15 protein-coding genes are annotated in these 19,431 nt (G+C 68.7%); 12 read left to right on the top strand and 3 right to left on the bottom strand.

Translation table 11 applies throughout. The annotated features are described in order from the left end of the window. Positions 1–59: 59 nt before the first annotated feature. Both OO014_RS14820 and OO014_RS14815 read right to left on the bottom strand, forming a co-directional pair. Entirely contained in the window at positions 60–1,457 is a 1,398-nt protein-coding gene (locus OO014_RS14820; RefSeq protein ID WP_272463102.1) for an MFS transporter, read from the bottom strand. Beyond that, positions 1,454–2,818: an MFS transporter gene (locus OO014_RS14815; RefSeq protein WP_272463101.1), complete on the bottom strand. Its 1,365-nt coding sequence runs from the start codon at positions 2,816–2,818 to the stop codon at positions 1,454–1,456. Before OO014_RS14815 ends, OO014_RS14820 begins: the two co-directional genes overlap by 4 nt. Before the next feature lie 403 nt (positions 2,819–3,221). Here OO014_RS14815 and OO014_RS14810 point away from each other — a divergent pair, with 403 nt between their 5' ends. Genes OO014_RS14810 through narI form a run of 5 tightly spaced genes read left to right on the top strand, consistent with a single transcriptional unit; the run spans position 3,222 to position 10,858 of the window. Then, positions 3,222–4,019, top strand: coding sequence for a helix-turn-helix transcriptional regulator (locus OO014_RS14810; protein WP_272463100.1), 798 nt, complete (start codon positions 3,222–3,224; stop codon positions 4,017–4,019). Then, the gene (locus OO014_RS14805) at positions 4,016–7,723 is read left to right on the top strand and encodes a nitrate reductase subunit alpha (protein ID WP_272463099.1); all 3,708 of its coding nucleotides are present in this window, start codon (positions 4,016–4,018) and stop codon (positions 7,721–7,723) included. The genes OO014_RS14810 and OO014_RS14805 overlap by 4 nt, the downstream gene beginning before the upstream one ends. 20 nt (positions 7,724–7,743) lie before the next feature. After that, a complete protein-coding gene (gene narH / locus OO014_RS14800) occupies positions 7,744–9,396 on the top strand; it encodes a nitrate reductase subunit beta (protein ID WP_272463098.1) in 1,653 nt (550 codons plus the stop codon). Then, on the top strand, positions 9,393–10,112 hold the full coding sequence (gene narJ, locus OO014_RS14795) for a nitrate reductase molybdenum cofactor assembly chaperone (protein ID WP_272463097.1): 720 nt from the start codon (positions 9,393–9,395) through the stop codon (positions 10,110–10,112). Before narH ends, narJ begins: the two co-directional genes overlap by 4 nt. Continuing rightward, positions 10,109–10,858 carry a respiratory nitrate reductase subunit gamma gene (gene narI, locus OO014_RS14790; RefSeq protein ID WP_272463096.1) on the top strand — a complete coding sequence of 250 codons (750 nt, stop codon included), beginning with the start codon at positions 10,109–10,111 and terminating at the stop codon, positions 10,856–10,858. Before narJ ends, narI begins: the two co-directional genes overlap by 4 nt. 149 nt (positions 10,859–11,007) lie before the next feature. On the opposite strand, the gene OO014_RS14785 is transcribed toward narI, so the two are convergent. Next, positions 11,008–11,610 (bottom strand): TetR/AcrR family transcriptional regulator, encoded by a 603-nt coding sequence (locus OO014_RS14785; RefSeq protein ID WP_272463095.1) that lies wholly within the window; start codon positions 11,608–11,610, stop codon positions 11,008–11,010. A gap of 111 nt (positions 11,611–11,721) precedes the next feature. On the opposite strand from OO014_RS14785, the gene OO014_RS14780 reads away from it, so the two are divergent. Genes OO014_RS14780 through OO014_RS14750 form a run of 7 tightly spaced genes read left to right on the top strand, consistent with a single transcriptional unit; the run spans position 11,722 to position 19,388 of the window. After that, on the top strand, positions 11,722–12,519 hold the full coding sequence (locus tag OO014_RS14780; protein ID WP_272463094.1) for an enoyl-CoA hydratase-related protein: 798 nt from the start codon (positions 11,722–11,724) through the stop codon (positions 12,517–12,519). A 51-nt stretch (positions 12,520–12,570) separates the two neighbouring features. Further along, entirely contained in the window at positions 12,571–13,722 is a 1,152-nt protein-coding gene (locus OO014_RS14775) for an acyl-CoA dehydrogenase family protein (protein ID WP_272463093.1), read from the top strand. A 50-nt stretch (positions 13,723–13,772) separates the two neighbouring features. Beyond that, a complete protein-coding gene (locus OO014_RS14770; protein WP_272463092.1) occupies positions 13,773–14,531 on the top strand; it encodes an SDR family NAD(P)-dependent oxidoreductase in 759 nt (252 codons plus the stop codon). A gap of 11 nt (positions 14,532–14,542) precedes the next feature. Next, entirely contained in the window at positions 14,543–16,177 is a 1,635-nt protein-coding gene (locus OO014_RS14765) for an AMP-binding protein (protein ID WP_272463091.1), read from the top strand. Continuing rightward, positions 16,174–17,373 carry a 3-oxoadipyl-CoA thiolase gene (gene pcaF / locus OO014_RS14760; protein WP_272463090.1) on the top strand — a complete coding sequence of 400 codons (1,200 nt, stop codon included), beginning with the start codon at positions 16,174–16,176 and terminating at the stop codon, positions 17,371–17,373. The genes OO014_RS14765 and pcaF overlap by 4 nt, the downstream gene beginning before the upstream one ends. A gap of 14 nt (positions 17,374–17,387) precedes the next feature. Next, a complete protein-coding gene (locus OO014_RS14755) occupies positions 17,388–18,194 on the top strand; it encodes an enoyl-CoA hydratase/isomerase family protein (RefSeq protein ID WP_272463089.1) in 807 nt (268 codons plus the stop codon). Positions 18,195–18,236: 42 nt separating this feature from the next. Beyond that, positions 18,237–19,388 carry an acyl-CoA dehydrogenase family protein gene (locus tag OO014_RS14750; protein ID WP_272463088.1) on the top strand — a complete coding sequence of 384 codons (1,152 nt, stop codon included), beginning with the start codon at positions 18,237–18,239 and terminating at the stop codon, positions 19,386–19,388. Positions 19,389–19,431 lie beyond the last annotated feature (43 nt).

Genomic DNA, 19,431 nt, shown 5'->3' with positions numbered 1-19,431 from the left:
GGACCGCTGGGCTCGTGCGGGACGAGCCCAGCGGCATACAGCATGGTGGTGATCCCCGCTCAGCCCGGCTTGGGAGCGCCGGGGCGCGCGTAACGCCACCAGATGATCGCGACGCACATGACGGCCCAGGCGATGCCGACCATGTAGAAGGCCGGCGGCGACATGATCGTGAGGCCCACACCGAAGAGGAACGGTCCGAAGGCCGCGATGGCCGCGGTCCACCCGATGACCCCGCCCGCCTGGCGGCGCTCGAAGATCATCGGCATCTGCTTGAACGTCGACGCGTTGCCGATCCCCGCGAAGAGGAAGATCGCGAGCATCCCCCAGAGGAAACGGGTGAAGCCGGCGTCGAGCGTCGCAGCCGACGAGGTGTCCGGGGTGAGCGCCGGGATCGTGTAGGCGATCGAGACGATGAGGCCGAGCCCCGACACGAGGCTCCACTTGGCGCCGCCCATCCGGTCCGTCAGGGGCGAGAAGAGGACGCGGGCACCAGCACCGACGAGCGGGCCGAGGAAGACGTACTTGACGACGTCCGGCACGGCATAGCCGTCGATGAGGAGCGTCGCCGAGGCGCCGGCGCCCTTGACGATCTCGCTGTTGCCGATGCCGTAGAGGTTGGCCATGAGCAGGCCGAACTGCGCGGACAGACCCGAGAACGTGCCGAAGGTCATGATGTAGAGCAGCGTCATCCACCAGGTGTCCTGGTTGCTGAAGATGTCGAACTGCTGCTTGATGTTGGCCTTGACCGGGACCGACTTGAGCATCGTCCACGCGAGGATCGCGCCGACGATCATCAGCGGGATCCAGACGAACGAGGCGTTCTGGTACCAGACCTCCTGCGTCGGCTTGCCCGGCATCTCGAGCATCTGGCTGCCGCCGAACACGCCGAGTGCGCCGATCGCGATGAGGTAGGGCGTCAGCAGCTGGACGATCGAGACGCCGAAGTTGCCGATGCCGGCCTGCAGGCCGAGGGCCGTGCCCTGCATCCGCCGCGGGAAGAAGTACGAGGTGCTCGGCATGAAGCCGGAGAACGCGCCGCCGCCGATGCCGGCCAGGAAGGCGAGGACCATGAGCTCCCAGTACGGCGCCGTCGGGCTCTGGACACGGACGCCCCAGCCGAGCGTCGACGCGATGAGCAGCAGCGACGTCAGCGACACCATCTTGCGGGTGCCCATGATGGGCGGCAGGACCATCCACACGAGGCGGAGGAGACCAGCGGCGAGGCCGGGCATGGCCGCCATCCAGTAGAGCTGACCCTTGGTGAACTCGTAGCCGAGCAGGTTGAGCTTCGGGATGATCGCGCTCGGCAGGAACCAGGCGATGAACGCGAGGGTGAGGACGAACGTCGTGACCCACAGGGTGCGCCAGGCCAGCCCCTTGTCCCACGTCTGTTCGTTCTCGGGATCCCAGGCCTCGAGCCACTCCCCCTTGGGGCGGGCTGTGGCGTTGGTGGTCATGCGCGTGCCTCCGTCGTTTGCTTCTCAGCGTCCACCGTGGACGCGGGGTTGGGGTGGGTGTCGGTGCTGGTGGTGTGAACCGCGTCGATGTCCGGGTTGTGCGCCGGCGGCGGCTCGAAGTAGTCGGACAGGTGTGGCGAGCCCTCGTGCAGCATGTGCACGACGGTCCAGTGCATCCAGAGGGCGCACGCCAACGTCAGCAGGAAGATGACGAGGAAGGTGCTGGAGGCGAAGCCGAGCCAGCCCTTGGTGTAGGCGAACAGCGGCGGGAGGAAGAACCCGCCGAGGCCACCGAGCATCCCGACGAGACCGCCCACCGGGCCGACGCTCCTCGGGAAGTACTCCGGGATGTGCTTGTAGACCGCAGCCTTGCCGATGCCCATCGCACAGCCCAGGAGGAACACGAGGATGACGAACGGCACGAGACCCATGCTGTAGTTCCAGTGCTCGGTCTCGGAGCCGTCGGCCTGCTGGATGACGAGGTGCCCGTTGGGCATCATCAGCAGGCCGCTCATGACGAGCATCACCGTGAAGGTGAAGTACATGCCGCGCCGGGCGCCGAACGTGTCGCTGAACCAGCCGCCCACCGGGCGGAGCAGGGAGGCGGGGAAGATGAACGTCGCCGTGAGCAGCGCCGCCGTCCAGAGGTCGACACCGAAGTTGTCGACGTAGTACTTGGGCAGCCAGACCGAGAGGGCGACATAGGCGCCGAAGACGGCGACGTAGTAGAGGCCGAAGCGCCACACCCGGATGTCCCCGAGCGGCTTGAGCATCGTGGAGATCGACTGTGACCGGCCGGGCATCTGGTCGTGGTGCGGAGTGACGACCCAGGTCAGGACCGCGATGACGACGAGCAGGACGGCGTAGAGGGCCGGGACGAGTCGCCAGCCACCCTCGACACCGAAGGCGTAGGTGGCCCCCGCGGTCCCGGTGATGATGGCCGGGCCGATGAACTTCGTCACCGAGGCGCCGACGTTGCCGGCACCGAAGACCCCGAGGGCGAAGCCCTGCCGCTCACGGGGGTACCACGCGGCGTTCCAGGCGATGCCGACCGAGAAGAGGTTGCCGGCGAAGCCCACGAGGAAGGCGAGCATGAGGAGCATCAGGTAGCTCGTGGCCTGCGAGACCAGGTAGGCCGGGACGGCCGTCGCGAAGAGCATCGCGATGGTGACCTTGCGGCCACCGATCCGGTCGGTGAGCATGCCTGCGGGCAGGCGCCACATCGAACCGTTGAGGATGGCGACCGCCGAGACCCAGGCGAGCTCGACGTCGCTGAGACCGAGCTCCTTCTGGATCGGGATGCCGAGGATGCCGAACATCATCCACACCGCGAACATCACGGTGAAGGCAGTCGTCGACATCACGAGGACCCGGGTACGCCCCGAGGATCCTGCCGATGAGCCGCTCATTGTGTCTCCGTCTTTTTGGCGGAATATCTCCGTTTAATGGGGGCAGCTTTTGAGGGACGGTCGACCCGCTCAATCCCTCGGTCCATCATTCAGCACCCGGGGTCGACGGTCAACTACGTTACGTAGTAGATTGCTCTGCGTGCAAGTTCGCCGGGACGGGATGCGCCTCACACTATGGGGAAATCCTCCATTCCGAGGCGGGTTGCGACGAGGTTGGACGGACTTTTCCGATCCGTACAATCCGTCGCCACCACAGCCCGGCAAACGTGCTTAGATGGAGGAACGGCGTTCCTCTAAATTACGTCATAGAAGTGTTCGCTAATTGAAGGGCGGGGTTGTGGCACAAACCGCGAGTGTGAACGCCGGTGCCGGCACCGATCTGCTTGGCTCACCCGTTCGCCGGACCATCGTCGACACGTTGGCCAACCTCCCGACGGGCGTGGACCCCGAGAGCGGCGCCGTGATCCCCCACCCCGGTCTGCGGGCGCAGGACCTGGCGAACCGGCTCGGTCTGCACGTGACGACGGTCCGGTTCCACCTGGACCAGCTCGTCTCCGCGGGACTGCTGAGGTCTTCGTTCCAGCGCCGGAAGGAAGCCGGTCGGCCGCGCAAGCTCTATGCCATCGAGCACGGCTCCCTCGGCCAGGTCACCTCCGACCAGTCCTACCGCATGCTGACCGAGCTCCTGGTCGACACCCTCAGCTCGGGCGGGGACGACATGCCCCACTCCCCCGAGGAGGCCGGGGCCCGCTGGGGCCGGCGGCACGTCCTCGACGGGCACGGCGGGCTCCTCGGGCAGAAGCCGGCACGCTCACCGGGACAGTGGCTCGGCAAGATCGGCCAGATGGTCGACCTGCTCCGCGAGTGGGGCTACAGCCCCGAGGTCTCGACGACCAACGACGGCCGCACGGCCCGGGTCGCCCTGCACGACTGCCCCTTCCTGCCCTTGGCCAAGGACAACACCGCCGTCGTCTGCGGCATCCACCGCGGCTTGATCAAGGGCGTCCTCGACGCGCTCGGCGAGGAGTCGACCGAGGTCGGCCTGACTCCCTTCGTCGCGCCCAGCCTCTGCATCGCCGCCCTGACCACACACTCGAGCTTCGAGCACCCAACCTCGCTCAACCACCCGCCTCGACAAGGAGATCACCCATGACCACCTCGACCGGCCTCACCGAGACGGGGCTCGACGGCCCCTTGAGCGAGGCCCTCGTCGGAACTCGCAGGTTCTTCACCAAGGCGACGGTGTCCGAGGACAAGCGGAGCCTGGAGGCCAAGGGCGGGCGCACGGGCGACGCCTTCTACCGGGACCGCTGGAGCCACGACAAGGTCGTGCGCTCCACCCACGGCGTCAACTGCACCGGCTCCTGCTCGTGGAAGGTGTACGTCAAGGACGGCATCATCACGTGGGAGGCCCAGCAGACCGACTACCCGAGCCCCGGGGCTGACCGCCCCGACTACGAGCCGCGCGGCTGCCCCCGCGGCGCCGCCTTCAGCTGGTACACCTACTCCCCCACTCGGGTGCGCTACCCCTACGTGCGCGGCGTCCTGCTGGAGATGTACCGCGCCGCCAAGTCCGCCCACGGCGGAGACCCGGTGCTGGCGTGGGGCTCCATCGTGGAGGACCCCGAGAAAGCCCGCCGCTACAAGCAGGCCCGCGGCAAGGGCGGCCTCGTCCGCGCCACGTGGGAGGAGGTGACCGAGCTGGTCGCCGCGGCCCACGTCTACACGGTCAAGCGCTTCGGCCCCGACCGCATCGCCGGCTTCTCGCCGATCCCCGCCATGTCGCCGGTGTCCTACGCGTCCGGTGCTCGCTTCCTCGAGCTCGTCGGCGCGCCGATGCTCTCCTTCTACGACTGGTACGCCGACCTGCCCAACGCCTCGCCGCAGATGTTCGGCGACCAGACCGATGTCCCGGAGTCCGGTGACTGGTGGGACGCCGGCTATCTCATCATGTGGGGCTCGAACGTCCCGATGACCCGCACCCCCGACGCCCACTGGATGACCGAGGCCCGCTACCGCGGCCAGAAGGTCCTCGCGGTCGCGCCCGACTACGCCGAGAACGTCAAGTTCGCCGACGAGTGGGTCACCACGGCCCCGGGCACCGACGGAGCCCTGGCGATGGCGATGGGGCACGTCATCCTCAAGGAGTTCTTCGTCGACCAGCAGGTCCCCTTCTTCACCGACTACAACAAGCGGTTCACCGACCTGCCCTACCTGATCAGCCTCGTCCCGGGCGAGGACGGCGCCTACCGGGCCGGCAAGTACCTCGTGGCCGGCGACATGGAGGGCGGCCCGAAGTCCGACTCCGAGAACGCCATGTGGAAGCCGGCCATCTTCGACGCAGCCACCGGCGAGGTCGCGATCCCCAACGGCTCGATCGGCGACCGCTACGGCGACGAGGGCCTGGGCAAGTGGAACCTCGAGCTGGGCGACCTCGACCCGGCGCTCACCCTGCACGGCCGCCACGACGACACCGTGGAGATCGAGCTGCCCCGCTTCGACTCCTCCGACGGCAAGGTGGCCTACGAGACGCGCGGCGTCCCGGTCCGCCGGGTCGGAGACCGCGTCGTGACGACGGTGTTCGACCTGCTGCTCGCCCAGTACGGCGTCGCCCGCGAGGGCCTGCCCGGCGTCTGGCCGACCGCCTACGACGACCCGTCCGTGCCGGCCACCCCGGCATGGCAGGAGCAGCACACGTCCGTTCCTGCCGAGCAGGTCACCCGCCTCGCCCGCGAGTGGGCGCAGAACGCGATCGACACCAACGGCCGCGGGATGATCCTGCTCGGCGCCGGGACCAACCACTGGTTCCACAGCGACCAGATCTACCGCGCGATCCTCCTGCTGACGACGATCACCGGCACGCAGGGCCGCAACGGCGGCGGCTGGGCCCACTACGTCGGCCAGGAGAAGATCCGGCCGATCATGGGCTTCCAGCACATGGCCTTCGCCCTCGACTGGCAGCGCCCGCCGCGGCACATGAACCAGACGGCGTACTGGTACGTCCACACCTCCCAGTACCGCTACGACACCTTCACGGCCGACGACCTCGACTCGGGCACCGGCGTCTTCGCCGGCAAGAGCGTGATGGACCTGCTGGCCCAGTCCGTGCGCCTCGGGTGGACGCCGAGCTACCCGACCTTCGACCGCAGCTCGCTCGACCTCGCCGACGAGGCGGCTGCCGCTGGCATGGAGCCCCCGGCCTACGTCGCTCAGCAGCTCAAGGAGGGCAAGCTGCGCTTCGCGGTCGAGGACCCGGAGGCGGAGAACAACTACCCGCGCATCCTGTCGCTCTGGCGTTCGAACCTGCTCGGCAGCTCGGCCAAGGGCAACGAGTACTTCCTGCGCCACCTGCTCGGCACCGACAGCGCGGCCACCGCCGACGAGGCCGGCCCGGACCAGCGTCCGGCGACGATCGAGTGGGCCGACGAGGCCCGCGAGGGCAAGCTCGACCTGCTCATGACGATCGACTTCCGCATGACGAGCTCGACGATCTTCAGCGACGTCGTGCTGCCTGCTGCGACGTGGTACGAGAAGCACGACCTCAGCACCACCGACATGCACCCGTTCATCCACTCGTTCAACCCGGCGATCAACCCGCCGTGGCAGACGAAGTCGGACTGGGAGACGTGGAAGGCCGTCGCCAAGAAGTTCAGCGACCTGGCGGTCGAGCACCTCGGCACCCGCAAGGACGTCATCGCCAAGCCGCTCTGGCACGACACCCCCGAGGCGATGGCCACGGTGCACGGAGTGGTCAAGGACTGGCGGGCCGGCGAGTGCGAGCCCATCCCGGGCAAGACGCTCCCCGTCCTCGCGGTCGCCGAGCGGGACTACACGGCCATCTACGACAAGATGACCTCGATCGGCCCGCTCATGGAGAAGGTCGGCATGCTCACCAAGGGCGTCGCCTACGACGTCAAGCGGGAGATGGACATCCTCCGTGGCCGCAACGGCGTGCAGCACGGCGGCGCCGGCAACGGTCAGCCGAAGGTCGAGACCGACGTGCAGATGGCCGACGCGATCCTGCACCTCGCGGGGGTCTCCAACGGCCACCTGGCCACGCAGGGCTTCAAGTTCCTCGAGAAGCGCACCGGCACCCAGCTCGCCGACCTCGCGGCCGAGCACGAGGGCAAGCAGATCACCTTCGCCGACACCCAGATCGCCCCGGTCCCGGTCATCACGTCACCGGAGTGGTCCGGATCGGAGTCGGGTGGCCGCCGCTACAGCCCGTTCACGATCAACATCGAGCGGAGCAAGCCGTTCCACACGCTGACGGGCCGGCAGCAGTTCTACGTCGACCACGACTGGTTCATCGGGATGGGCGAGATGCTCCCGGTCTACCGACCGCCGCTCAACATGACGACGCTCTTCGGTGAGCACCCGATCGGCGAGCAGAACGAGCTCGGTGTCTCGGTGCGTTACCTGACGCCGCACAACAAGTGGTCGATCCACTCGGAGTACCAGGACAACCTCTTCATGCTCTCGCTGTCGCGCGGCGGCCAGTCCGTCTGGATGAGCGACCGCGACGCGGAGAAGATCGGGGTCCGGGACAACGACTGGATCGAGATGGTCAACCGCAACGGTGTCGTCGCGGCCCGGGCCATCGTCAGCCACCGCATGCCGGAGGGCACGGTCTACATGCACCACGCCCAGGACCGGCTCATCGACGTGCCGCTCACCGAGCGGGACCGCAAGCGCGGCGGCATCCACAACAGCCTCACGCGAATCCTGTTGAAGCCCAACCACATCGTCGGCGGGTACGCCCAGCTGGCCTACTTCTTCAACTACATCGGCCCGATCGGCAACAACCGGGACGAGGTCACCATGATCCGTCGCCGCACGGCGCCCGTCGAGTACTGAGCCACGGAGGACTCACAGCAATGAAGATCATGGCCCAGATGGCGATGGTGATGAACCTCGACAAGTGCATCGGCTGCCACACGTGCTCCGTCACGTGCAAGCAGGCGTGGACCAACCGCGCCGGCACCGAGTACGTCTGGTTCAACAACGTCGAGACCCGCCCCGGTCTCGGCTACCCCCGCACCTACGAGGACCAGGAGACGTGGGAGGGCGGCTGGGTCCGCAAGTCCAACGGTCGCCTGACGCTCAAGGCGGGCGGCCGGTGGAAGAAGCTCGCGACGATCTTCTCCAACCCGAAGCTGCCCTCGATCGAGGACTACTACGAGCCGTGGACCTATGACTACGCCACGCTGCTCAACTCCCCCTCCACGAGCACCTTCCCGGTCGCGAAGCCGAAGTCGCTGATCAGCGGCAAGCAGATGAACATCACGTGGTCGGCCAACTGGGACGACGACCTCGGTGGCAGCCGCGAGCACGCCGCCAAGGACCCGATGCTCAAGGGCATCGAGGACAAGGTGAAGTTCGAGTTCGAGCAGACCTTCATGTTCTACCTGCCGCGGATCTGCGAGCACTGCCTCAACCCGAGCTGTGCGGCGTCGTGCCCGAGTGGCGCGATCTACAAGCGCAGCGAGGACGGCATCGTCCTGGTCGACCAGGACAAGTGCCGCGGCTGGCGCATGTGCGTCTCTGGCTGCCCCTACAAGAAGGTCTACTTCAACCACAAGACCGGCAAGGCCGAGAAGTGCACGTTCTGCTACCCGCGCATCGAGGTCGGCATCCCGACCGTGTGCGCGGAGACGTGTGTCGGGCGACTGCGCTACATCGGCCTCATGCTCTATGACGCAGACCGCGTCCTCGAGGCCGCGTCGGTGGAGAACGACCACGACCTCTACGAGGCGCAGCGCAGCGTCTTCCTCGACCCGAACGACCCCGAGGTGGCGCGCGAGGCCGAGCGGGCCGGGATCCCGCTCGACTGGATCGAGGCGGCGAAGAAGTCCCCGGTCCGCCGGCTCATCCAGGACTACAAGGTGGCCCTGCCGCTGCACCCGGAGTACCGCACCATGCCGATGGTCTGGTACATCCCGCCGCTGTCGCCGGTCGTCGACGTCGTCCGCGACACGGGCCACGACGCGGAGGACAAGGGCAACCTGTTCGCCGCGATCGAGGCGCTGCGCATCCCCGTCGAGTACCTCGCCAACCTCTTCACCGCCGGTGACGTGGGCCCGGTCAACGACGTGCTGCGCAAGCTCGCGGCCATGCGGTCCTTCATGCGCGACATCAACCTCGGCGGCGACCCCGACGAGTCGATCGCCGAGGCCGTGGGCATGGACGCCGAGTCGATGTACGAGATGTTCCGCCTGCTCGCCATCGCCAAGTACGAGGACCGCTACGTCATCCCGACGGCCCACGTCGAGCAGGCGCACGGTCTCGAGGAGCTCGCGACGGAGTGCCCGGTCGACTTCGACTACGAGCCGACGACCGGTGTCTTCGGCGAGGGTTCGGGTGACCTGACCCCGGTCGCGGTCGAGAACTTCCGGATGCTCGAGGAGCGCCAGCAGTCCGACCAGCTCGTCGGCGGCGGCTCCAAGCGGGGCCGGGTCAACCTGCTCAACTGGGACGGCAAGGGTGCGCCGCGTGGCCTGTTCCCGCACCGGAAGAAGCAGGACCAGTGAACCCGTTCCGACGCGCCGCGAAGGCCCAGTCGCCGCGGCTGCCCGACGGGCAGCTGCAGGCGGCCTGGCAGGTGGTGTCGCTCCTGCTCGACTACCCGAGCGAGGAGTCCGTCGCCCAGCACGCGCTGATCAGGCGGGCGATCGCTCCGCTCCCCGACTCAGTCCGTATGCCGCTGGGCTCGTTCCTCGACCACGTGGCCTCCCAGCCCCTCCAGTCCGTCCAGCGCGAGTACGTCGAGACGTTCGACTACACCCGCAAGTGCTGTCTCTACCTGACGTACTTCTCGTTCGGTGACACCCGGCGCCGAGGCGTCGCGCTCGTGCAGTTCAAGCAGGCGTTCGCCAAGTCCGGGGTCGAGCTCTCGGCCGACGAGCTGCCCGACCACCTCGGGGTCGTCCTGGAGTTCGGTGCCACGGCGGACCGCGAGGCGGCGTGGAAGCTGCTCGGGGACTACCGCGCCGGCATCGAGATGCTGCAGGTGGCACTCGATGACCGCAGCTCCCCGTGGGCCGCGGTCATCGAGGCGCTCCGCGCGACGCTGCCCGAGCTGGACGGCGACGGCCTGACCGCGGTGGCCCGCCTCATCGAGGCCGGACCGCCCCAGGAGGAGGTGGGTCTGGACGGCTACGCGCTCGACCCGCGCCTCAACGACCACTCAGCCCAGCGGCATACCACTGTTCTCGGCCCGAGCATCCCCGTAGGAGCCCCTTCATGAGCACCTTTCTCTGGGTGATCTTCCCGTACATCTGCCTCGCCGTCTTCGTCGTCGGCCACTGGTGGCGCTACCGCTACGACAAGTTCGGCTGGACGACCCGCAGCTCGCAGCTCTACGAGTCGCGACTGCTCCGCTGGGGCAGCCCGCTCTTCCACTTCGGCCTGCTCGGCGTCGTCGGCGGCCACATCATCGGCCTCCTCATCCCGCAGACGTGGACCGACGCGGTGGGGATCAGCGAGACGGCCTACCACTGGGTCGCCGTCATCGGCGGCATGATCTCCGGGATCATGGTCATGGTCGGCCTCGTCATCCTGATCTACCGCCGCCGCACGGTCGGCCCGGTCTTCTCGGCGACGACGCCGATGGACAAGACGATGTACTTCTTCCTGGCGCTCGTCATCGTCCTCGGCATGTGGAACACCATCGCGTCGAGCATCTTCGGGCTCGGCGGGAGTGAGGGCCACTCGTTCAACTACCGCGAGAGCGTGTCCGTGTGGTTCCGGCAGATCTTCTACGGCCAGCCGGATGCCAGCCTGATGACGGATGTGCCGTTCGGCTTCCAGCTGCACGCGCTGGTGGCGTTCTTCCTCTTCGCGCTGTGGCCGTTCACCCGTCTGGTGCACGTCTTCTCGGCGCCGGTCGGCTACATCACCCGGCCCTACATCGTCTACCGCACCAAGGACGAGCGCGAGGGCACCGGCGTGGGCTCCCGGGCCCCCGGCCGCGGGTGGGAGCGCGTGCAGTAAGCGCCCTCCCCACCTCACTCGAGTGGCCCCGGTGTGCACACCCCAGGTGTGGATACCGGGGCCACTCGACGTAGCGGGGAACTCGAGTGGCCCCGGTGTGCACACCCCAGGTGTGGATGCCGGGGCCACTCGAGTTTGGGGGTGCGCCGTCAGGGGCGGATGGCGCGCAGCAGCAGGTCGAGCTGGGCGTCGGCGTAGGAGCTGACGTCATAGGACTTGGCCAGGCGCCAGTGCTTGAGGGCCCAGCCGTGCGCGCTGAGGATGAGGTTGTGCACGACGAGGTCGACATCGACATCGACAAACGCTCCTGAGGCCATTCCCTCGAGGATGACGTCACGCAGCGGTGCCGCCGTCTCGATCTCGAGCTTCTTGATCTCCTCGCGACCGTCGGGAGCGAGGGTCAGGCCCTCGCGGTAGGTGAGCAGGGTGCCGTCGCGGTTCTCGTCGATGACAGCGACGTACGCCCGATAGCCCGCCCGCAAGCGGGCCACCGGGTCGGCGCCGGAAGCGGCGATCTCCACCGGGATGCGGTCCCGGAACTCGCCGAGGATGTCCACGATGACCGCGCGGAGCAGATCTTCCTTGTTGCCGAAGTACTGGTAGATGAGGCCCACGCTGAGGCCCGCCCGCTCGGCGACCTGGTGCGTCGTTGCTGCATGGAAGCCGCGCTCCTGGAACAGCTCGATCGCCGCCGAGATGATCTCGGCCCGGCGGCGCTGCGTGCGCTGCTGCCGAGCGGTCGCGGTCGCCACCACATCGTCCTCCTCGCGTCACCGGATTCCGTCGAGACCATTGACGGCGCTCCGCTCTGGTCCCTACATTAATGAATGAACGTCCATTCAACAAGCAACGGAGCCCGTCGAATGAGCAGCTACGAGGACATCACCTACGTCATCGAGGACAGTGCGGCGATCATCACGATCAACCGCCCCGACCGCTACAACGCCTTCCGGGCCAAGACCGTCGACGAGCTGATCAAGGCCTTCCGCAGCGCCTGGGCCGACCGCGCAGTCCGGTCCGTCATCCTCACCGGCGCCGGCGAGAAGGCCTTCTGCACCGGCGGCGACGTCAAGCAGCGCGCCGAGACCGGCGACTACGGGCCGAGCGAGTCGGGCATGTTCGAGATCGGCTACCTGCACAAGCTGATTCGAGACATCCCCAAGCCGGTCATCGCCGCGGTCAACGGCGTCGCCGTCGGCGGCGGCCACGTCCTCCACGTCCTGTGCGACGTCTCGATCGCCGCGGACACCGCCCGCTTCGGCCAGGCCGGCCCGAAGGTCGGTTCGTTCGACGCCGGGTTCGGCTCCGCCTACCTGGCGCGCGTCGTCGGCGAGAAGAAGGCCCGCGAGATCTGGTACTGGTGCCGGATCTACGACGCGCAGGAAGCACTGGCGATGAACCTCGTCAACAAGGTCGTCCCCTCCGCCGAGCTGCTCACCGAGGCCAAGGCCTGGGCTGCGGAGGTCGCCGAGAAGAGCCCGACAGCGATCAAGTTCCTCAAGCAGTCCTTCAACGCCGACACCGACCACCAGGCCGGGTTCTCCAACATGGCGATGACCGCGCTCGATCTCTTCGTCGCCTCCGACGAGGGCAAGGAGGGCGCCGCCGCCTTCGCCGAGAAGCGCAAGCCAGAGTTCGGCAGCAAGGTCAACTGGCACTGAGCGACGGCACCCCCGTCCATCCCGACCGGCACTGAGTGACGAAGGAGTCCGATGCACTACGCGTTCGACGAGGACCAGGAGACCTACGCCCAGGAGGTCCGCAAGTTCGCCGTGAAGACGCTGGCGCCGCACTACCAGTCGGACGACAAGGCTGCGGAGTTCCGCCGCCAGCTGGCGCTCGACATGGCGGGGATGGGCCTGACGGGGCTGCGCATCCCGGAGGAGTACGGCGGGCAGGAGGCGACCGCCGTCATCGCCGGCATCGCCGCCGAGGAGGTCGGCCGCGAGGACTTCAACGCCGGCTACCTCATCATCAACACCGCGCTGATCAGCGACATCATCGTCCGCAACGCCACCGACGAGCAGAAGGCGGCCTGGCTGCCCGGCATCGCCACCGGCGAGACGGTGCCCTGCATCTGCATCACCGAGCCCGGCCACGGCACGGATGCCGCCAGCCTCGAGCTGAAGGCGACGCCCACCGCGGACGGCACCGGCTGGACTCTGCACGGCGAGAAGACGTCGATCACCCTCGGCATGGCGGCCGACCGCGCCGTCGTCCTCGCCCGCACGGGCGGCCCCGGCGCCCGCGGCGTCAGCGCCTTCTGGGTCGACCTGGCCCACCCGAGCGTCAGCCGCAGCGCCTTCGACGACCTCGGCAGCCGCGCCATCGGTCGCGCCAGCCTCCACTTCGACGGCACCCCCGTGACCCGGGACGACCTCATCGGCGAGGAGGGCGGCGGCTTCGTCTCGGTCATGCAGGGCTTCGACTACTCGCGCGCGATCATCGGCCTGCTCTGCATCGGCGCCGCCCAGGCCAGCCTCGACGAGGCGATCCAGTGGTCCCGTGACCGCGAGGCCTTCGGCGCACCGATCGGCACGTTCCAGGGCGTCTCGTTCCCGCTCGCCGAGGCAGCCACCTATCTCAAGGGCGCACGTCACGTCTGCTTCGAGGCGCTGTGGCGCAAGGACCACGACCGCGAGCACAGCGCCGAGGCGGCGATGGCGAAGTTCTGGGCCCCCAAGCTCGCCGCCGACGTCATCCACCAGTGCCTCCTGACCATCGGGCACGTCGGCTACTCCACCGAGCACAAGGTCGGCCAGCGCCTCCGTGACGTCATCGGCCTCGAGATCGGCGACGGCACGGCGCAGGTCTCCAAGCTCGTCATCTCCCGCAACCTGCTGGGCCGGAAGTACGCGCCCTGACGCGAAGCCAGCCCAGCGGCATACCCCATCGACTGTGTGAAGGAACCATCATGAACAGGCTCGAAGGCAAGATCGCCATCGTCACGGGCGCCGCCCGTGGCCTCGGCCGCGGCATCGCCGAGCGGCTCGCGTCCGAGGGCGCGACCGTCGTCGTCACCGACGTCAACGAGGCCGGCGCGAAGGAGGCCGCCGAGGAGATCGCAGCGCAGACCGGCAACGGCGCGCTCGGGCTCGGCTGCGACGTGTCCGACTACGCCTCCGTCGAGGCGATGGTCGCCGCCGTGCGCGACCAGCACGGGCGCGTCGACGTCCTCGTCAACAACGCCGGCTGGGACAAGGCCGCCCCGTTCCTCGACCTCGAGCAGGAACTGTGGCCACGGATCATCGGGATCAACCTCTACGGCGTGCTCCACACGATGAAGGCGGTGCTGCCGATCATGGCCGAGCAGGGCTCCGGCTCGGTCGTCAACATCAGCTCGGACGCCGGCCGGGTCGGCTCGTCCGGCGAGGCCGTCTACTCCGCGGCCAAGGGCGGCGTCATCGCGTTCACCAAGTCGATGGCCCGCGAGATGGCCCGCAAGCAGGTGCGCGTCAACGTCATCTGCCCGGGACCGTCCGACACCCAGCTGTTCGCCGAGTTCGCCGGCGACAACCAGGGCCTGCGCGACGCCCTGACCAAGGCCATCCCGCTGCGACGCCTGGGCCAGCCCGACGACGTCGCCGGCGCCGTGGCCTACTTTGCGTCCGACGACTCCATCTACGTCACGGGCCAGACGCTGAGCGTCAGCGGCGGCCTGACGATGAGCTGAACGGACCTGACATGACCTTCGAGACGATCCTCAACGACGAGCTGATCGCCACGTACACCGACGCCGGCTACTGGGTCGGGCGGACGATCACCGACTATCTCGACGACTGGGCCGAGCGCACCCCGGACAAGGTCGCCTTCATCGACTCCCGGCGACAGGTCACCTATCGAGAGCTGCGCGCCGAGGTCGACCGGTGCGCCCTCGGTCTCCTGGAGACGGGCGTCAAGCCGGGTGACGTCGTGTCGTTCCAGCTGCCCAACTGGATCGACTGGGTCGTCCTGCACTACGCCTGCACCCGGATCGGAGCCATCAGCAACCCGCTCATCCCCATCTACCGGGCCCGCGAGATCAGCTTCATGGTGGCCTTGGCCGAGTCGAAGCTCGTCGTCGTCCCGCGTGACTTCCGCGGCTTCGACTACGTCGCGATGATCGACGAGCTGCGCCCTCAGTGGCCGTCCCTCGAGCGGGTCCTCGTCGTCGGCGGGCCGAGCTCGCCGGACTCGTGGGAGGAGTTCATGGCGACCCCATGGGAGGAGCGCCGCGACCCCGCGTCACTCGCCGCGCTGCGCCCCGACCCCAACGACGTGACGCTGCTCATCTTCACCTCGGGCACGACTGGCGAGCCCAAGGGCGTCATGCACACCCACAACACGGTCGTCGCGGCGAACAACCCGCTGCCCGAGCGGCTCGGAATCACGCCCGACAGCGTGATCCACATGGCCTCGACCCTGGCCCACCTGACCGGGTTCCTCTACGGGGCAAGGCTGCCCGTGCAGAACGGCGCGACCGGTGTGCTCCAGGACGTCTGGGACCCGAAGGCCTTCATCGACCTCGTCGAGCGGCACGGCGTCACCTACACGTCGGCGGCCACTCCCTTCCTCCACGACGTGCTCTCCGTCGAGGGCATCGCCGAGCACAACATCGACACCCTTGTCCGCTTCTGCTGCATGGGCGCGCCGATCCCGCGGGCGCTCGTCCGTCTCGCCAAGGATCTCCTGCCGCACCTGCACGTCCTCGGCGGTTGGGGACAGACCGAGAACGCGCTCGTCACGCTGAGCCGTCCCGACGATCCCGAGGACAAGATCGTCGAGACGGACGGCTACCCGTGGCCCGGCATGGAGATCCGCACGGTCGAGCTCGACTCCGACACCCGCGTCCCCGCGGGCACGGAGGGCCGCCTGCAGGTGCGCGGGCCGTTCCTCTTCGTCGGCTATGCCAAGCGCCTCGAGATGACCCGGGCCAACTTCGAGGAGGGCGGCTGGTTCGACACCGGCGACCTCGCGATGATCGACGAGGACGGCTACGTGAAGCTGTCCGGGCGCACGAAGGACGTCATCATCCGCGGCGGCGAGAACATCCCGGTCGTCTACGTCGAGAACGCCCTCTACGAGGACCCGCGCATCGAGGGCGTCGCTGTGGTCGGGATGCCGGACGAGCGCCTCCAGGAGCGCGCCGTCGCCTGCGTCACCCTCAAGCCCGGCGCGACCCTGTCCTTCCAGGACATGCAGGACTTCCTCCGCGAGCGCGGCGTGGCCCGGCAGTACTGGCCCGAGCGCCTCGACGTCCTCGACGAGCTGCCGAGGACACCGAGCGGCAAGATCCTCAAGTACGCCCTGCGCGACCGCTACGCGGGTGAGCAGGCATGAGCACTGCCTACCTCGTCGCCGGCGTCCGAACCCCCATCGGGCGGTATGCCGCTGGGCTCGCTCCCGTGCGCACCGATGACCTCGCTGCCCACGCCCTCTCGAGCCTCGTCGAGCGCCTGCCGTCCGTGGACTGGGGACGCGTCGACGACGTGATCCTCGGGTGCGCCAACCAAGCAGGCGAGGACAACCGCAACGTCGCCCGGATGGCCGGGCTCCTCGCGGGCCTGCCCGTCCAGGTCCCTGGCATCACGGTCAACCGGCTCTGCGCATCGGGGCTCGACGCCGTGGGCGCGGCCGCCCGTGCGATCCGGGCCGGTGACGCCGACCTGATGATCGCCGGTGGCGTCGAGAGCATGACCCGGGCGCCGCTCGTCATGCCGAAGCCGGACGCGGCGTGGTCGCGCCGCGCTGAGGTGCACGACACGACGATCGGCTGGCGCTTCGTCAACCCGAAGATGGACCAGCTGTACGGCACGGACTCGATGCCCGGCACGGCCCAGCACGTCGCCGACGACTACGCCATCTCCCGCGCGGACCAGGACGCCTTCGCGCTGCGGTCGCAGGAGCGGGCGGCCACGGCCATCGCGTCCGGTCGCCTCGCCCGCGAGATCGTCCCGGTCGAGGTCCCGGGCCGCAAGGGTGCCGTGACCGTCGTGGACACCGACGAGCACCCCCGCGAGACCTCGCTCGAGGCGCTCACCGCGCTTCGGCCGATCTTCCCCGGAGGCAGCGTCACGGCAGGTAACGCCTCCGGGGTCAACGACGGCGCCGCGGCGCTGCTCGTCGCGTCCGAGCGGGCGGTCTCCGAGTACGGCCTGACGCCGCTCGCCCGCATCACCACGTCCCTGTCAGTCGGCGTCGAGCCGCGCGTCATGGGCATCGGCCCCGACCCCGCGGTCAAGGCGTTGCTCACCCGCACCGGCCTTGAGGTCGGCGACATCGACCTCTTCGAGCTCAACGAGGCCTTCGCCTCTCAGTCGCTCGCCGTCCTCCGCGGGCTCGGCCTGCCCGACGACGCCGAGCACGTGAACCCCAACGGCGGCGCCATCGCCCTCGGCCACCCGCTCGGGATGAGCGGTGCCCGTCTCGCCCTCACCGCGGCCATCGAGCTGGCCGACCGCGGGGCCGACCGGGCCGTCGCCACCATGTGCGTCGGTGTCGGCCAGGGCGCCGCCCTCCTGCTCGAGAAGGTCTGACGGGAGGAGCACGGATGAGCACGCAAGCCAGCCCAGCATCGTACGGACCCTTCGAGACGATCCTCGCGGAGGTCACCGACGGTGTCCTGATCGTGACGTTCAACCGGCCGGAGGTCCGCAACGCGATCAACCGGCAGGTGCAGCTCGACCTGCGCGCGGTCCTGGAGCGAGCACGCGACGACGACTCCGTCGGGGCCGTCGTGCTCACCGGCTCCGGCGAGAAGGCCTTCATCGCGGGCGCCGACATTGCGCAAGTCGCCGGCTACACCAAGGAGACGGCGCTCGCCTCCGATCTGCAGCGGCTGTTCGACCTCGTCGAGGAGTTCCCCAAGCCGACCATCGCCGCGATCAACGGCTTCGCGCTCGGCGGGGGCTGTGAGCTCGCCATGGCGTGCGACATCCGGATCGCCTCCGCCACGGCCCGGCTCGGGCTTCCCGAGACGGCGCTGTCCGTCCTGCCCGGCGCGGGCGGCACGCAGCGGCTCGCGCGGCTGGTCGGCACGGGCCGAGCCGTCGAGATGATCCTCACCGGGCGGATGGTCGACGCGCCGGAGGCGGAGCGCATCGGCCTCGTCACCGCCGTCGCGGACCCGGCCGACCTGATCGCGACCGCTCGGACGACCGCCGCGACGATCCTCGCTCGTGGCCCGCTCGCCACGCGGCTGGCCAAGCTCGTCGTCCGCGCCGGCATGGACACCGACCAGCGCACCGGCCAGGTGATCGAGCGGCTGGCCCAGGCCGTCCTCTACGAGAGCAGCGACAAGGCCGAGGGCACCGCCGCGTTCCTCGGCAAGCGCCCCGCCCAGTTCACCGGGCGCTGAGGCCCACCCACCTACGCACCTTCGGACCCGCAGGAGAACCCCATGGACCTGTCCCTCACCGAGGACCAGCTCGGCTTCAAGGCGCTCGCCCGAGAGTTCCTCGACAAGGAGGTCGTCCCGCACCGAGCCGAGTGGGACCGCCGGGAGTCCGTCGACACGGCGATCATCCCGAAGCTCGGCGAGATCGGCTTCTTCGGGCTGACCATCCCCGAGGAGTACGGCGGGCTCGGCGGCGACTACATCACCTACTGCATCGGGATGGAGGAGCTCGGCCGGGCGGACTCCTCGGTGCGCGGCATCGTCTCCGTGTCGATGGGCCTCGTCGGCAAGGTGATCCTCTCGCACGGCACCGAGGAGCAGAAGCAGCAGTACCTGCCGGGCATCGCGAACGGCACGCTGCTCGGCTGCTTCGGCCTCACCGAGCCGGACAACGGGTCCGACCCGGGCAGCCTCCGGACGCGGGCGCGCCGCGACGGGTCCGACTACGTCATCAGCGGGCAGAAGATCTTCATCACCAACGGGACCTGGGCCGATGTGTGCCTCGTCTTCGCCCGGACCGGCGGCGACGGCCCCAAGGGTGTCTCTGCCTTCCTCGTGCCGACGAACACGCCCGGCTTCGAGGCGCGCGAGATCCACGGCAAGCTCGGGCTGCGCGGCCAGGCGACCGCCGAGATCTTCCTCACCGACGTGCGGGTGCCGGAGTCCGCGCGCCTCGGCGAGGAGGGCGAGGGCTTCAAGATCGCGATGCACTCGCTCGACAAGGGCCGCGTGTCCGTCGGCGCGGGCTGCACCGGGATCATCCAGGGCTGCCTCGAGGAGGTCGTCGCCTACACGACGCAGCGCAAGCAGTTCGGCCGGCCGATCGCGTCGTTCCAGCTGATCCAGGACATCATCGCCGACATCTCCGTCGACGTGGATGCCGCCCGACTGCTCACGTGGCGGGCCGCCGACCTCATCGAGCGGGGCGAACCCTTCGGCGTCGAGGCGTCCAAGGCGAAGTACTTCGCGTCGGAGGCGGCCGTGCGGGCGGCGAACGGAGCGCTCCAGGCGTTCGGCGGCTACGGCTACATCGACGAGTACCCGATGCAGAAGTACCTGCGCGACGCCCGGGTCATGACGCTCTACGAAGGCACGTCGCAGATCCAGAAGCTCCTCATCGGCCGCGCCGAGACGGGGATCAGCGCCTTCCTCTGAGGTCCACCGTCAGGACAAGCCGATGCCGTATGCCGCTGGGCCG

Source organism: Intrasporangium calvum, assembly GCF_028446585.1.
GTDB lineage: Bacteria > Actinomycetota > Actinomycetes > Actinomycetales > Dermatophilaceae > Intrasporangium > Intrasporangium calvum_A.
This window is presented reverse-complemented; position numbering and strand designations above follow the sequence as displayed.